Origin of the sequence: Planktotalea sp., assembly GCF_018607965.1 — a bacterium.
Lineage (GTDB): Bacteria > Pseudomonadota > Alphaproteobacteria > Rhodobacterales > Rhodobacteraceae > Planktotalea.
Genome location: NZ_JABBAM010000068.1, coordinates 1 through 15,913, shown reverse-complemented (window position 1 = coordinate 15,913; position 15,913 = coordinate 1). Strand labels below are relative to the sequence as shown.

The 15,913-nt window shown below is 53.9% G+C and carries 12 protein-coding genes; 6 read left to right on the top strand and 6 right to left on the bottom strand.

The features are described 5' to 3' along the window. Nucleotides 1-236: 236 nt before the first annotated feature. From QZ279_RS06990 to QZ279_RS06975, 4 genes are all read left to right on the top strand, one after another. Nucleotides 237-1,148, top strand: a complete 912-nt coding sequence (locus tag QZ279_RS06990; RefSeq protein WP_293449532.1) for a LysR family transcriptional regulator — start codon at nt 237-239, stop codon at nt 1,146-1,148. Between the two features lie 129 nt (nt 1,149-1,277). Beyond that, nucleotides 1,278-1,652: a hypothetical protein gene (locus QZ279_RS06985; protein ID WP_293449531.1), complete on the top strand. Its 375-nt coding sequence runs from the start codon at nt 1,278-1,280 to the stop codon at nt 1,650-1,652. 189 nt (nt 1,653-1,841) lie between these two features. Further along, nucleotides 1,842-3,137, top strand: coding sequence for a serine--tRNA ligase (serS, locus tag QZ279_RS06980; protein ID WP_293449530.1), 1,296 nt, complete (start codon nt 1,842-1,844; stop codon nt 3,135-3,137). Nucleotides 3,138-3,234: 97 nt separating this feature from the next. Further along, nucleotides 3,235-3,948 carry a hypothetical protein gene (locus tag QZ279_RS06975; RefSeq protein WP_293449529.1) on the top strand — a complete coding sequence of 238 codons (714 nt, stop codon included), beginning with the start codon at nt 3,235-3,237 and terminating at the stop codon, nt 3,946-3,948. On the opposite strand, the gene der is transcribed toward QZ279_RS06975, so the two are convergent. From der to QZ279_RS06960, 3 genes are all read right to left on the bottom strand, one after another. Continuing rightward, nucleotides 3,945-5,420, bottom strand: a complete 1,476-nt coding sequence (der, locus tag QZ279_RS06970; RefSeq protein WP_293449528.1) for a ribosome biogenesis GTPase Der — start codon at nt 5,418-5,420, stop codon at nt 3,945-3,947. The two genes, QZ279_RS06975 and der, sit on opposite strands and share 4 nt — an antisense overlap. A gap of 98 nt (nt 5,421-5,518) precedes the next feature. Further along, nucleotides 5,519-6,844, bottom strand: coding sequence for a PQQ-binding-like beta-propeller repeat protein (locus QZ279_RS06965; RefSeq protein ID WP_293449526.1), 1,326 nt, complete (start codon nt 6,842-6,844; stop codon nt 5,519-5,521). Between the two features lie 77 nt (nt 6,845-6,921). Next, nucleotides 6,922-7,596: a tetratricopeptide repeat protein gene (locus tag QZ279_RS06960; protein WP_293449524.1), complete on the bottom strand. Its 675-nt coding sequence runs from the start codon at nt 7,594-7,596 to the stop codon at nt 6,922-6,924. A gap of 258 nt (nt 7,597-7,854) precedes the next feature. On the opposite strand from QZ279_RS06960, the gene QZ279_RS06955 reads away from it, so the two are divergent. Together QZ279_RS06955 and QZ279_RS06950 are read left to right on the top strand one after the other, a co-directional pair. Continuing rightward, the gene (locus QZ279_RS06955) at nt 7,855-9,096 is read left to right on the top strand and encodes an efflux RND transporter periplasmic adaptor subunit (RefSeq protein ID WP_293449522.1); all 1,242 of its coding nucleotides are present in this window, start codon (nt 7,855-7,857) and stop codon (nt 9,094-9,096) included. Further along, the gene (locus QZ279_RS06950; RefSeq protein WP_293449520.1) at nt 9,093-12,695 is read left to right on the top strand and encodes an efflux RND transporter permease subunit; all 3,603 of its coding nucleotides are present in this window, start codon (nt 9,093-9,095) and stop codon (nt 12,693-12,695) included. Before QZ279_RS06955 ends, QZ279_RS06950 begins: the two co-directional genes overlap by 4 nt. A 37-nt stretch (nt 12,696-12,732) precedes the next feature. On the opposite strand, the gene QZ279_RS06945 is transcribed toward QZ279_RS06950, so the two are convergent. From QZ279_RS06945 to QZ279_RS06935, 3 genes are all read right to left on the bottom strand, one after another. After that, a complete protein-coding gene (locus QZ279_RS06945; RefSeq protein WP_293449518.1) occupies nt 12,733-13,278 on the bottom strand; it encodes an isoprenylcysteine carboxylmethyltransferase family protein in 546 nt (181 codons plus the stop codon). Next, nucleotides 13,275-15,089 (bottom strand): ABC transporter ATP-binding protein/permease, encoded by a 1,815-nt coding sequence (locus QZ279_RS06940; protein ID WP_293449516.1) that lies wholly within the window; start codon nt 15,087-15,089, stop codon nt 13,275-13,277. Before QZ279_RS06940 ends, QZ279_RS06945 begins: the two co-directional genes overlap by 4 nt. A 64-nt stretch (nt 15,090-15,153) precedes the next feature. After that, nucleotides 15,154-15,913 (bottom strand): LysM peptidoglycan-binding domain-containing protein (locus QZ279_RS06935; protein WP_293449514.1); only part of this gene is annotated, 760 nt, incomplete at its 5' end.

Here is a 15,913-nt window from a genome sequence, read left to right as displayed (position 1 = left end):
CCTGCGACTTCTCCAAGTCGAATTTATCATTCAGAGATGTTTTCTGCAGACTCATGTGGCTTTCTCCCTAGGCGACAGAACGTAGTACATAGCACAATGCTTGAATCAGATGTTAGGTCATAAAAGCTGACCTGTATATCTAAAATTCAAAAAATAACGTCACGTTGATAATCGCATGAACACCAGTTAGGACAGTCATGCGCTAACATCCAAGCAAATGACAGAAAGTTGCCGACATGGATTGGGACAAACTTCGAATTTTTCACGCGGTTGCAGATGCTGGCAGCCTGACACATGCTGGCGATACACTCCATTTATCGCAATCTGCCGTGTCCCGGCAGATCCGTGGACTCGAAGAAAGTTTGAATACAACGCTGTTTCACCGCCATGCACGTGGACTGATTCTTACGGAACAGGGCGAGTTGATGTTTGATGCGACCACCGCGATGATCAAACGCTTGGACGCTGCAGAAGCACGTATCAAAGATAGTGAAGAAGAAGTTTTCGGCGAACTGCGCGTCACCACGACGACTGGCTTTGGCTCACTCTGGCTCGCGCCGCGCCTGCCCCATCTCTATGAAAAATACCCTGATCTTAAGATCGACCTGATGCTCGAGGAAAAAGTCCTAGATCTGCCCATGCGTGAAGCCGATGTTGCGATCCGTATGAAAGAACCATCCCAAGCCGACCTGATCCGAAAACGCCTAATGACCGTACACATGCAACTCTATGCGTCACCAAAGTACGTGGCCGAACATGGGATGCCTGAAAGCATCGAAGACATTGGCAATCGCCGTTTGATTTGCCAAAATCCGCGCACTGTGCAGGTTGGCGCAGGTCTGCAATTGGTTCAACACTTGATGGCCTATGATGTGCCGTCGATGTTGACCGTGAATAACTACTTCGGCGTGTTGCAATCCGTTCTGCATGGACTTGGTATTGGTGTGTTGCCCGACTACGTAACCCAAGATTTCCCAGAGCTAGTTCGCATCTTGCCTGAGGTTAGCTCAAACGAGGTGCCTGTGTTTCTGGCCTACCCGGAAGAGTTGCGTCAATCCAAGCGCATCCAAGTGTTTCGCGACTTCGTGCAAGAAGAAATCATCGCATTTCGAAAAGCGCAGCGCGATCAAGCGGAAAATCCCTTATAAAAAACCTTCATCATCAGTGCTTTAGATCTAAAAACTCGATTATGCATTTTTGTTAACCTTTTTCCCATTCAACAAAATCACGTTTCGAATAAGTTCGCTTTATTAACTAGTAATAAGGTGAAACTAACCATGACTTTCCACGTAAAATCAGCTGTTCTCATGCTCGTTTTGTGCGCCAACAGCCTTTCAGCACAAGTTGCGACAACAACAGAATCCGGTATCGTTTGCCCTTCAGGTCAGTCCCAATTTCCAGTCGAAGTAACGGGTGCCAATGGCGTAAACTATTACTGCCGAGAGGACACGAACATCGTCAACGGCGTTCTTTCACGCGTGTGTCGCCGCGCGTCCCAGTTCGGTACTACGGCAGGGACGACAACAGGACTAACGGGTCTAGGCGGTCTAACGACCACAACAGGCATTGGGCTTGCATTGGGCGCTGTTGCCCTGGTTGGAGCGTTGACGCAAGCGCAGTCAGGCTCAAGCAATACCCCAGGTACAAACTAGAATTTACTTTTCAAACAAAGCTTGGGCTTGCATGCAGAGCTACCAGAGCACTCCTCGCTTTGGTAGCTCACCAACATCTACGTAGTGTCACTCTAATTTAGCACGATCGACGCAAATCGTGCTTCACCCCGCACGTTCCTTATTGCATAAGGCCAATAGGTCACACGACACGCAAAAAGGACTTTGGACATGCATGATATCCGCGCCATTCGCGAAAACGCCACGGGCTTTGATGCCGCACTCGCCCGCCGTGGCGACGCGCCCATGTCTGCGCAGGTTCTTGAAATTGATTCTGCACGTCGTTCAAAAATTCTTGCGGCCGAAGTCGCCCAAGCCGAGCAAAACAAAGCGTCCAAGCTTGTGGGGGCTGCCAAAGCATCTGGTGATGAAGCCGAATTCAAACGCCTGCGCGCGCTTGTATCCGAGAAAAAATCGGCCGTTGCGACCCTGAACGAAGAAGCAAAAGCAGAAGACGTGCGCCTAATCGATCTTCTGGCGCGTATCCCTAACCTACCAGCAGACGATGTTCCCACGGGTGCCGATGAGGCCGACAATGTCGAGATAAAGCTTTGGGGCACCCCGCCCGCGCTAGATTTCCAAGCCAAAGAACATTTCGAACTGGCAGGCGTCGGTGCTGCGATGGATTTCGATACTGCTGCCAAAATTTCCGGCGCACGCTTTGTGATGCTCAAAGGCTCAGTTGCCCGCATCCATCGCGCGCTCGCGCAATTCATGCTTGACACACATGTGGATGAAAACGGCCTAACAGAGGTGAACAGTCCCGTACTCGTTCGCGACGAAGCCATGTATGGCACTGATAAGCTTCCCAAATTCGGCGAGGACAGTTACCAAACAACCAACGGCTGGTGGCTTGTTCCGACGTCCGAAGTTCCGCTTACATATTCTGTGTCTGGTGATGTGCTTGACCACACAGCGCTTCCCATCCGCATGACGGCGCACACGCTGTGCTTCCGTTCTGAGGCCGGCAGCGCTGGGCGTGACACCTCTGGCATGTTGCGCCAGCATCAGTTTGAAAAGGTTGAAATGGTTTCGATCACCCACCCCGATGAAAGCGACGCGGAACAAAAACGCATGCTTGGCTGCGCGGAAGGCATTCTTGAGGCGCTTAATATCCCCTACCGCACTGTGGAACTTTGCACAGGCGACATGGGTTTTGGCGCGCGCCGCACATACGATATTGAAGCATGGCTGCCCGGCCAAGACGCCTACCGCGAAATTAGCTCCGTCTCCACAACAGGCGATTTCCAAGCGCGCCGCATGAACGCGCGCTTCAAACCCGAAGATGGCGGCAAGCCCCAGTTCGTCCATACCCTTAACGGATCCGGCCTCGCTGTCGGGCGCTGCCTCATCGCGGTTCTCGAAAATGGCCAAAACGAAGATGGTTCCGTAACGCTTCCAAGTGCACTTGCACCCTACCTTGGCGGCAAAACAACGCTTACCAAAGACGGTGTGCTCAGCGCCTAAAGAACGGACCACCGCTTCATCTTTCAAAATAAACTTATCCACCCCCGCACCCAAAATTGCGGGTTGAAACGGCGCGCGCCTCCGCTAATTCTAACACATGAAGAAAATTATGGCACTCGCCACCCTCGCGCTCGCCGTCGCTTTTGCGATCTCTCCCGCGTTCACCGCACCCTTCACGGGCTTTTCAGAAAACCAACTCCCAATCCCCCAGATCGATCCACCGATCCAACCTGAGGGTTATGCATTCGCAATTTGGGGATTGATCTATGCATGGCTGACTATTTCTGCCCTCTATGGCCTTTGGAAACGCGCAGACGCCGATGACTGGCACGCAGCACGCATACCTCTTGTCGTTAGTTTCGCTGTCGGTGTTCCTTGGCTAGCGATCGCCAATGCCAGCGCAATCTGGGCGACTGTCGCGATCATCGCCATGGCCATCGGCGCGATCCTAGCCCTGATCAACGCGCCCGAACGTGATCGTTGGCTGTTCCAAGCCCCCACCGCGATTTACGCAGGCTGGCTCACAGCCGCGAGCTGGGTGTCGATTGCGACAACCCTCGCAGGCTATGGTATCGCGTTTGAGTCGTTCGGTTGGGCCATAACAGGCATCATCGCCGCTCTCATCACAGCGCTAACCGTCTTTCGTGTGCGACGAACCGCGCCAGAATATCTTGCAACCGTTATCTGGGCACTGGTCGGAATTATCGTTGCCAATGGAACGGCACTGCTCACAATCAGCTTACTAGCAGCCGCTGGAATCGCCGCACTTTTGACGGCGATTCTGACGATGCGCACATCTCCAACGGCTTAGAAGCCCTGACGTTCATTCTGGCTCTTCAAGTGCTTACGCAGCTTTGAAGGGCCAGCCTTTTTGCGACCCTTGAACGGATTTGAATCGTTCTGCGAGCGCATGTAAAGGCGGATCGGCGTGCCGCACATATCGAAATCGCCCCGCAACCCGTTCACCAGATAGCGCGAATAGCTTTCGCTCATCTTGTCAGGCAGAGAACACATCACAACAAAGCCCGGAGGACGGGTTTTCGCCTGTGTCATGTAACGCAGCTTGATACGCTTGCCCGCAGGTGCGGGTGGCGGGTGTGCTTCGACCATGCCAGCCAACCAACGGTTCAGCGCAGCCGTCGGTACGCGGCGGTTCCAAGTTTCATAGGCCTTCATGATGGCTTCGTGCAAACGGTCCAAGCCTCGACCTGTTGTTGCAGAGACAGTCACCAAAGGCGCGCCGCGCAGCTGCGGCAGCAGGCGCTCAAAACTTTCACGCAACGCGCGCAACTTGTCTTGTTTGTCTTCTTCAATATCCCATTTGTTCACCGCAACGATGACCGCACGGCCTTCGCGCTCGGCTAAATCGGCGATGCGCAGGTCTTGTTGTTCAAACGGGATCGCAGCATCCAAAAGAACAACCACGACTTCGGCAAATTTTACCGCGCGCAGGCCGTCAGACACGGATAGCTTTTCCAGCTTGTCCTGCACTTTGGCCTTTTTACGCATACCAGCGGTGTCGAAAATACGGATATGCGTGCCGTTCCATTCGGTGCGTAAAGATATCGCGTCGCGCGTGATCCCTGCCTCGGGCCCCGTGAGCAAACGCTCTTCGCCCATGATCTTGTTGATCAGCGTGGACTTTCCCGCGTTCGGGCGACCAACAACAGCAATTTGCATTGGCTTTTTTGCGGTTGGCATCACGAAGGGCGCATCCTCGTCCCACTCGTCATCCTCACCCAACGTAACATCAACGTCAGGCGATTGATCCTTGGCGCGTTCTGCAAATCCGTCCGCTACAGGCATGAGCACGGTGTAGAGGTCGTTCAGACCCTCGCCGTGCTCTGCAGACAAACGAATTGGTTCACCTAGACCTAATGAATAGGCCTCGATCACACCAGCATCCGCCGCAGATCCTTCGCCCTTGTTTGCGGCCAGAACCACGTGCGCGGACCGCTTGCGCAGAATTTCCGCAAACACTTGATCTGCTGGCGTCACACCGACGCGCGCATCAATCATGAACAGGCACACATCCGCCATTCCGACCGCACGTTCGGTCAAGGCGCGCATACGTCCTTGAAGGCTTTCGTCGGTCGCCTCTTCCAAGCCCGCCGTGTCAATCACCGTGAAACGTAGGTCCGCAAGACGCGCTTCGCCTTCGCGCAAATCACGTGTCACACCAGGTTGGTCATCGACCAACGCAAGGCGCTTGCCCACAAGACGATTGAAAAGCGTGGACTTGCCCACATTCGGGCGACCCACAATGGCGAGTGTAAAGCTCATTTTGACGATCCAAAAACAGAATAAGTTGCCGCTTTAACCTAGAACGGACGAATACGAAAGAGGTCATGTAGGTTGCGTGATCTCACGCACCCGCCCTTTTAGCGAATTGCGTGCAACACACCTTTGCGCGAGACAACATATAATGTGCTGCCTGCAACAACTGGGTTCGTCGTCGCACCGCCAGGCACGTCAACAGAACTCATCAATGCACCTGACACAGGATCAAAGCTGCGGATCAGACCATCATTAGATCCAACCAAAACACGCCCCCCTGCAACAACAGGACCGTAATGCGCAACAATCTCAACACGACGGCGGCGATCTTCGTTCACAAAGAACGGCAGTTTCGTGCCCCAAATGCGCGTCCCCGTTTCGCCGTCAAGGCGCACCAGTTCATTGCGATCCGTGACCGCAAAGACAGACCCACCCGCTGGCCACACAGGACCAAGTGCACCATCTTTGGCAGTCCATAAACGTGAACCACTATCGGCATTCAACGCTACAATACGACCCGAATAGCTACCTGCGTAAACCGTGTTTCCCGAAATCACAGGATCACCCGTGATATCGCTGACCGATGTCGCAGCTATACCGCGGCGTTGACCCGCAACAGTTGCATCCCAACGACGGGTGCCTCCTTTACGGAAGGCAGCCTGCATTTCACCTGTACCACCAAAGGCAAAAATCACAAGATCATCGCCAACTGCTGGGGCTGGACCGCCAGAGACACGCGAAATCCCGGGGGATCCACCCAGCTGCCATTCAACGCGACCTGACTCTGCATCGATCGCCCAAGCGACATTGTCTCCGCCTACAACATACACAAGCCCACGCGAAACTGACGGCGTGCCCGTTGTGGACGCATCAAGGTCTTGTGTCCAAATCTCTGATCCACTTGATGGATCAAGCGCGCGCAGCGTTCCAAATCCTGACGTTACAATCAACTTGCCATCACCGTATGCAAGACCACCCCCACCGGCATCACTCTCGCGATCTCGCGTCGGTGTAACATCTACGGACCATAGTCTTTGACCTGTCAGAGACAGCGCTGTAACGGTGCTTTTGGCGTCCATCACAAATATGCGACCATCCGCAACTACGGGATCAGCGGTGATGCGGAAACGCCGACTGTCGCCTTGGCCAATCGGCGTCGACCATTGCACACCCGTCAGCTGAACCGCCAATGCTGGATGCGCCGTTCGTGTCACAGGACTGCCGGTACGCTGCAGCCAATTTGCGTTGCTACTTTGAGTCGCAAGTGAAATTGCCTGTGCGACATTTTCGGTTTTGGTTTGTTCTTCTGATGTTTCCCCGAAGGGCGCGCGTAAATCTTCGCGTTTGCCCGGCAAAATCACATCTTTCTCGGCACATCCTGCCAGCACTGCTGCTGCCACACCTGCCATGATCCACTTTGCTGTCGTCACTGCTCAAAGCCCCCTTTGATAGTGTACCCGTCTGATGCGGGCTTGAATAAAGTCAACGCACACTGCGTTGACCTGTATTAACCTTGGCCAGCCAATGCTTCTGGCTCGGCGCCTAGCGCGATAATGAGTTGAGTTGCGCGTTGACGCAAGCCTGCTGTGACTTCAGAGTCAACAATCATGCTTTGCAGCTTGACCAAAGCGGCGTCTGTATCGCCTGCTTCAATGTCCAAAAGTGCCAATTGTTCGGTTGCGAGCAAACGCAATGCTGTGCCCGGCGCGCTGAGCGCTTCCAAACGAATGCGACGATCCTCAGCGCTTAAATCGCCGTCACTGCGGCTGGCTGCTTTGAAGGATGCGATCTGGCGATAGATTTCTGGCAAAGAACCATCCGTCGCAATTTTTTCTAGTGCAGCTTGCGCGCCTGCTGGGTTGTCATCCGCGCCCTGCTCTGCGGCTTGCATCAAGGCGACCACGGCCTTAGCACCTTGAGAGATGTCTTGGGTCTGGATGGCTTCTAACGCAGTGATCCGCGCGGCGGGTTCATTTGCTTCCAACGCCGCAAGGATGGCATCTCCTGCGGTCTGCGCCTTTGCCGTCGCTTTGGCTTTGTTCCACTCGTTCCAAGCAGCCCCGCCGACCAACGCAAGAATTGCAACAACTGCGATCCAGCCGTAGCGGCGCATGTATCCAAACAGACGGTCACGACGGACCTCTTCGCTTACTTCTTCGATAAAACCGTCGGTGTCGCTCATGCCGTAGCCCTTACTTTTTTCCCCTCATACCCCGATGTCACAGCACTGCCAAGGCCCCGTCATATCCTCGCCATGCTGTGCGCGTTCTTATCGCAGGTAGAATTGTTGAATATGGATGCAATTGGAACTAGTCTAGCGGCGCTTGGCCAACGTATACGCAGAAATGTACTAAAAAATATTGTACATGCTCAGAACACACCTATGTGAGATCGTAGGCCACATACCGCCAGCGCAGGCCGGCACAAGGAAAAACCGAAGATGAAATTGATCCCCCTCCTGACCGCCATATTGGTGACTGCTTTCCTATATTTTCTGGTATTTGAGCGCGATGATTTGCTGGCGTTTGCCCAAACTGAAACGACTGAGGATACGACTGGGGAAACCAATGACCCTGCACAGGCAACCGAGGCCAGCGAAGAACCCGCTAATGTCATCCGCGTTTTTGCGCTAAAATCTCAAGCGCGTCAGGTCGACAGCGCAGTTATTTTGCGCGGCCAAACCGAAGCCGCGCGCTCTGTTGAAGTACGCGCTCAAACCTCTGGCCAAGTGGTTTCTGACCCTTTGCGCAAAGGTAACTATGTGTCCAAGGATCAAATGCTTTGCCAAATTGACGTGGGCACGCGCGAAGCATCCCTCGCAGAGGCCAACGCCCGCCTTGCCGAAGCGCAGGCCCGCGTCCCCGAAACCCAAGCCCGCCTGCAAGAAGCAATGGCGCGCTTGGATGAAGCCAAAATTAATGACAACGCAGCCTCCAAACTTAGCCAAGGTGGCTTTGCATCCGAAACGCGCGTTGCCTCTGCCCAAGCAGCGGTGCGCGCGGCTGAGGCCACGGTTGCTGGTGCCAAAAGCGGATTACAAAGCACAGGCGCTGGCATCCAAAGTGCCGAAGCCGCGATCGCGTCGGTTCGAAAGGACATTGATCGGCTCGGAATCACAGCGCCTTTTGAGGGCTTACTAGAAACAGACACTGCCGAGCTTGGCAGCTTGCTTCAGCCCGGTTCATTGTGCGCAACAATCCTACAGCTGGACCCGATCAAGCTGGTTGGCTTCGTGCCCGAGACCGAAGTTGATCGCGTTGAGATCGGCGCACTCGCAGGTGCACGCCTGTCTGGTGGGCAAGAGGTCCAAGGCCGCGTGACGTTCCTATCGCGCTCCGCAGATCAAACGACACGAACGTTTCGCGTTGAAATCCAAGTGCCAAACAGCGATCTGTCCATTCGCGATGGACAAACCGCAGAAATCATTGTCGCCGCAGACGGTGACAGCGCGCATCTTCTCCCACAGTCCGCACTCACACTCGACGATAGCGGCGACCTTGGTGTTCGCATCATCGATGAAGACAGCAAGGCACAGTTCGTTGCACTCAAACTTTTACGCGACACCTCAAAGGGGGTTTGGGTCTCAGGTTTACCTGAAACCGCCAACGTCATAACGATTGGCCAAGAATATGTGATCGACGACGTCCTTGTAGTGCCGACGTATGAGGAGCCAACACAATGACCGGTATCGTCGATTGGGCCGCTGAACGTGCCCGCATGGTTCTTGCCTTTATTGTCCTCACGCTTGTCGTCGGGGGCTTTGCCTATTGGAGCCTTCCCAAAGAGGGCGAACCAGACATCGAAATTCCTGCCCTTTTCGTGTCCGTTCCCTTCCCCGGTATTTCTGCAGCGGACAGCGAAACATTGCTGGTCAAACCAATGGAAGCCGAGCTGGCCGATCTGGACGGTCTAAAGCAGATTTCCGGCACCGCCGCAGAAAACTATGCGGGTATCGCGCTAGAGTTTGAATTCGGTTGGGACAAAACCAAAGTGATGGCGGACGTGCGCGACGCAATGAACGCGGCACAAGGCAAGTTTCCAACCGGCGCGGAAACCTATTCGATCAACGAAATCAACTTTTCCGAATTCCCGATCATCATCGTAAACCTCACTGGAAACTTGCCAGAACGCACCATGGCAAACGTCGCCAAGGACTTGCAGGAACGCATCGAATCCCTTGATGCCGTGCTAGAGGCAGGCATCGCGGGTGTGCGCGACGAAATGGTCGAAGTTCTGATCGACCCTCTGCGCCTTGAGGCCTACAACGTCACCGCAGGCGAGTTGATCACTGTTGTACAAAACAACAATCAGTTGATTGCCGCAGGTGAAATCGAAAGCGCGCAAGGTTCATTTGCGGTCAAAATCCCGTCGTCTTTCAATGACGTACAAGACATCTACGGTCTGCCCGTAAAGATTAATGGCGACCGTGTTGTCACCTTGGGTGACCTTGCTGAAATCTCCCTGACCTTTGAGGATCGAAAAGGCACCGCGCGCTTTGGTGGTGAAACCTCCGTTGCGCTGCAAGTGGTTAAACGCAAAGGCTTCAACCTGATCGACACAGCCGCGGCTGTTAAGGCAGAGGTGGAAGCTGCCCGCGCAGAGTGGCCCGAGGCCCTGCAAGCCTCTGTCGATGTCGACACGTCCAATGATCAATCGCGCACAGTTGGGTCGATGGTTAGTCAGCTAGAGGGCTCGGTCTTGACAGCCATCGCACTTGTAATGATTGTGGTACTGGCCTCCCTCGGCACCCGCCCTGCACTCCTTGTTGGTTTTGCTATCCCTACCTCATTCCTTTTGTGCTTCGTTTTCCTTGCAGTCATGGAAGTCACCATTTCAAACATCGTGATGTTCGGCCTGATCCTTGCCGTTGGTATGTTGGTCGACGGCGCTATCGTGGTCGTTGAATATGCAGACAAACGCATCTCTGATGGATCCGGTCCGATGGAGGCCTACGTCGAGGCTGCAAAACGCATGTTCTGGCCCATCGTGTCTTCCACAGCGACGACGCTTTGCGCCTTCCTGCCTATGCTGTTCTGGCCCGGCGTTCCCGGTCAATTCATGGGCATGCTTCCCGTCACGCTGATCTTCGTTCTGTCGGCCTCGCTGGTTGTGGCACTGGTTTACCTGCCAGTCATGGGCGGTGTCACAGGTCGCCTAAGCCGCACGTTCGGCAACACATCCGACGCACTACGCGCTAAGTTTCCATGGATCGTGCGTGCACTTTTGGTTCCACCTGCGCTCTACACTGTGTTCCTTGGGGCGATGCAGGTCTTGAACCCCGGCTATCTATTTGGTGGCACACCTCTCGCAGACGGATTTGTCGGTGCCCTACCGGGTGTGGCACTGTTCCTTTTTGGTGCCTTTGCGGCCTCTGTCACGCTTGGTGCTGCGACGTTCGAGCGTCGCAAGACAAAGATCAAATCAGGCCATCGCCGCACAATTTTTGGACTGTTTATCAAGCTGATCACGGGCAATCCCATTATGCCTATCGTGTCGATCTTCGCGGTCGGTTTCTTTGTAATGACAACGCTCAGCTATTTCGGCGAAAACAACAACGGTGTCGAATTCTTCGTTGAAAGTGAGCCAGAGCAGGCCATCGTCTATGTCCTTGCGCGCGGCAACCTGTCGCTTAGCGAAAAGGACGCCTTAGTCGCCAAAGCTGAAAAAGTCGTATTGGCCCATTCCGGTGTCCAAAGCGCATTTGCCTTCGCGGGTGAAGGGGGTTTGAACACGGACGCGTCTGGCGCATCTGCTCCCAAAGATACTATCGGTCAGGTCCAACTTGAAACGATCCCTTGGGAAGATCGCCGCGATCGTCCCGACCTTGATGGTGACATCGTTATTGCAGAATTGACCGAACAGCTGAAACTGATCCCGGGCATAGAAATCGAAATTCTAGCGCAAGCCCGTGGACCCGCGTCCGGCAAACCCGTTCACCTACGCCTAAAGGCTGACAATTGGGATGACTTGCTTGAGGCCACGAAACTGGCACGTGCAAAGTTTGACACCACCACGGGACTAAAACTGATTGAAGACACACGCCCCCTGCCCGGTATTGATTGGCAAATCGATGTGGACGTTCAAAAAGCGGGCCGTTACGGCGCGGACGTCGCCACGGTTGGCGGTATGGTGCAACTTGTGACACGAGGTATCCTGCTCGACACAATGCGCGTTGATACGTCGGACGAAGAGATCGAAATCCGTGTCCGCCTGCCCGAAGAAGACCGTGTGCTGAGCACATTGGATTCCATGAAGGTCCGTACGCGTGATGGTCTTATTCCGCTGTCCAACTTTACAACGCGTAAGCCTGTGAAAAAGCTGGCCGAGATTAACCGCATCGACCAAAAGCGGTACTTCGACGTAAAAGCGGGTATCGTGAGCGACCTGACCAAGGACGTCGTGGGCGAAGATGGCGAGGTAAAGTCTATCCCTATCACTGCAAATGAACGCATTGCGACGCTGACTGAATGGTTAGACACCAAGCCCCTGCCTGCGGGCGTCGAATGGGAATGGACGGGTGATCAAGAAGAAGAAGCCGAAAGCCAACAGTTCCTGTCATCTGCCTTCGCGGGCGCTTTGGGTTTGATGTTCATCATCCTGCTTGCGCAGTTCAACAGCATCTATAATTCTGTGTTGGTTCTGCTTGCAGTGGTATTATCCACAACAGGTGTTCTGATTGGTATGTTGGTGATGGATCAGGCGTTTTCGATCATTATGACGGGAACGGGCATTGTCGCCCTTGCTGGGATCGTGGTGAACAACAACATCGTTCTGATCGACACCTACCAAGATTACAACCGCTACATGCCACGCATTGAGGCGATTGTGCGCACCGCAGAAGATCGTATTCGCCCAGTTCTGCTGACAACGATTACGACCATGGCGGGCCTTGCACCGATGATGTTTGGCCTTAGCCTAGACTTCATCGGGGGTGGTTATTCCATCGACAGCCCAACCGCACTTTGGTGGAAGCAGCTTGCAACTGCAGTCGTGTTCGGACTTGGAATCGCAACAGTGCTCACACTGGTCTTCACCCCGTCCATGTTGGCGCTGCGGGTCTGGGCATCAACCTACGTGCTCTGGCTTGCGCGATTGCTGGCCAAGCTGTCCTTTGGTCGGTCCAGCAACGCCGCGCGCGACTGGGCGTTGCAACGCCAAGCGCGACGCATCAAATCCCCAACAATTGTTTGGGAAGATGAGGATGAAGATCCCGCCGATGACTACGCTGGTGAAGCAACACCTGCGCCCATCTTAGCGATGCCACTCAAAGCTGCAGAATAGCATTTTAGATGGGTGCGTGATATCACGCACCCAACCTTTAAAACCCAATGAAACGAGGGGTCGTTTCTTTGTAAGCTGCATATTCAGAACCGAATTGGTCTTCTAACCAAGGTTCCTCAGGGAACGGTGCGAACACATACATGACAGCCCACAGCATCAACGCTAAAACGACCAATGGATGTGGCAAACAAAGCGCCCAACCCAATAATCCAACCCAAGTTGCCACGTATACTGGATTGCGCGAGTAGGCATATGGACCTGACGTGATCAACCATGTGGCTGCCCCGAATGCTTGCCTCCAACCCAGTTTTCGCGTGAACGCAAAAGCCGCGCCAAAGCCAATTAAAATGAGCACCGCGCCAAGAACCGGCATCCAAAACCCATCGTCGCGTGCAAGTATCGCAGAGAGCGCAATCAACGGATAAAGTCCTACGCGAAAAAGCACACGAAAGCTGAAATGCTGCCAAGTACCAGGCGCTTCGGGGGGCCAGTAGCGGCCCCAACCGAAACGCTCGTCACCAAGTGACAACACAAAAATCGCCAGAAACCCGAGAACAGAAATCGCGCTCAAGGCAAAATTCATGCAGCGTCTTCGGATCGCTGAAAATGCCAAAGTGCTGAATAGCGACCCGACAAGGCCAGCAGTTCAGCGTGGCTGCCCTGCTCTGCAATCTGACCATCGGCCAACACAACGATGCGATCCGCGTCTGCAATCGTCGACAGGCGATGCGCAATCGTAATCACCGTGCGCCCCTCAGCAGCGCGGGCCAACGCGTCCTGAATTTCATGCTCTGTCCCACTATCCAGCGCCGAGGTCGCCTCGTCCAGCAGCAGGATCGGCGGGTTCTTTAGCAATGTGCGCGCGATGCCCACACGTTGCTTTTCGCCGCCCGACAGTTTCAGACCACGTTCACCAACAGTCGTTTCATAGCCATCTGGTAAGCTGAGAATGAAATCATGGATTTGGGCTGCACGTGCCGCATCTTCAATCTCGGAACGGGTCGCGCCATCCTTGCCGTATGCAATGTTGTAACGGATAGTATCGTTGAACAGCACCGTGTCTTGGGGCACCACACCAATCGCATCATGCAAACTGGTTTGCGTCACATCGCGCACATCTTGATCATCAATCAACAACGCGCCACCCGTCACATCATAGAAACGGAACAACAGTCGCCCAATCGTCGACTTGCCAGACCCGGACGGCCCAACAATCGCAACGTTCTGTCCCGCAGGAACATCTAGGTCGACACCTTTCAAAATGGGCCGCTCTGGATCATACCCGAAGTGAACGCCCTTCAAAGATACATGCCCGCCTGTGACCTTCAAATCAGGTGCGTTTTCTGTGTTGGCCACCTCTGTAGGTTGCTCTAGCAGGTCAAACATTTCGCCCATATCAACCAGCGCCTGACGGATCTCGCGGTATACCGTACCAAGGAAGTTCAGTGGCATCGTGATCTGCACCATGTAGGCGTTGACCAAAACGAAATCACCAACCGTCATCGTGCCCGCCTGAACGCCCATCGCTGCCAAAACCATCACTACAACAAGACCCGTTGTGATCAGAAATGACTGGCCGAAATTCAAGAATGCCAGCGAATAGGACGTCTTCAACGCGGCAACTTGATACAACTCCATAGCGCTGTCATAGCGGCGCGCTTCACGTGCTTCGGCACCGAAATACTTGACCGTTTCAAAGTTCAAAAGGCTATCAATCGCTTTTTGGTTCGCATCTGTATCTTGGTCATTCATTTGCTTGCGCAGCTTCACGCGCCATTCTGTGACGGCGAACGTAAACCAAACATAAAACGCGATCGTCACAAAGACCGCTGCCAGATACCAAACATCAAACAGGTAGAACAGAATGCCCGCAATCATCAGCAATTCAAGGACAAGCGGCCCGATAGAGAACAGCAAAAAGCGCAACAAGAAATCAACGCCTTTGACGCCCCGCTCAATGATACGACTCAATCCGCCTGTCTTACGGCCAATGTGGTAGCGCATGGAAAGACTGTGAATATGTTCAAAGGTTTGCAAGGCCAATGCGCGCAATGCGCCCTGCCCGACCTTGGCAAAAATCACATCGCGCAGCTGTTGAAACCCATTGGTCATCAAACGCGCAAACCCGTAGGCCACAGTCAAACCAACAGCACCCAACGCAAGATCCGAAACACCCGCATCTGAGAGCGCGTCAACCGCACGTTTATATAAAAGCGGCGTGCCTACAGCGACCAGCTTCGCAACAATCAACATCGACAAAGCCAAGACAACACGCTGCTTTACCCAAAGCTTGTCAGAGGGCCAAAGATAGGGCGCAACACGGCGAATAACGCGCCAACCAGAAATACGTTGATCTTTCGCAAGGGCCGCATCGGTTCGGGGTAAACTTCTCATATCTGCGGCGTCCTTTGGCTAAGACTTAATAGATAGTCTTGGCACCCCAGAATGACCAGTCGTGTTAGTCAGGAACCGTGAAAACTTGCCCCGGATAAATCAGATCTGGATTACGGATGGTGTCCGCGTTCGCCTCAACAACGCGCGTATACAGCGTGCCGCTGCCGTATTGTTCCTTAGCAATTGCCCATAATGTAGCCCCTGGCTGAACCGTAATCGCTTGCACCAATTTTTCGGGCTTAGTGGCGGCCGCCAGAACCTCTGCGGCCTCGCGTTTAAACGGGGTCTCGACGCGCGCAACCACATCACCCGCTTCATTCAATTCATCCACGCGCAACGTGTAAATTCCAGTATCCACAGATGGCAAACCCGCCTGCCAATCGCCGTTCGCAGCAATCTGCGATGTCACAATCGGACGATTATTCAGGTACACCCGCACGAAATCACCGCCTGCATTGCCTGTTAAGGACACATCCCCCGCATCATCATAAGAAATTGACCCTAACAACGCCGTCATTGCATCCGGTGTTGGCGCATTGGGCGATTGTAGCACGCGCACGCCTTCATCCGTTGCCAGAATAACAACCGGAATTTGTGGTTCGTCAACGGCAACATCTGGCATCTGCTGCGTTATTTCGACGGTTGCAATGTCGATCACTGACTCTGAGATAGGTGCCTTAACCTCCTCGACGTTGGCAGCAACGTTCTCAGCTAGGCGTGCCTGATCTGTCTCAGGTCCTAATACAATTAAGGGTGCCACAGCATCCACGATTTCCTGCGCATCTTTTGCGGTTTTTGCAGGCTCTTGAACCAGGATCAAAGGT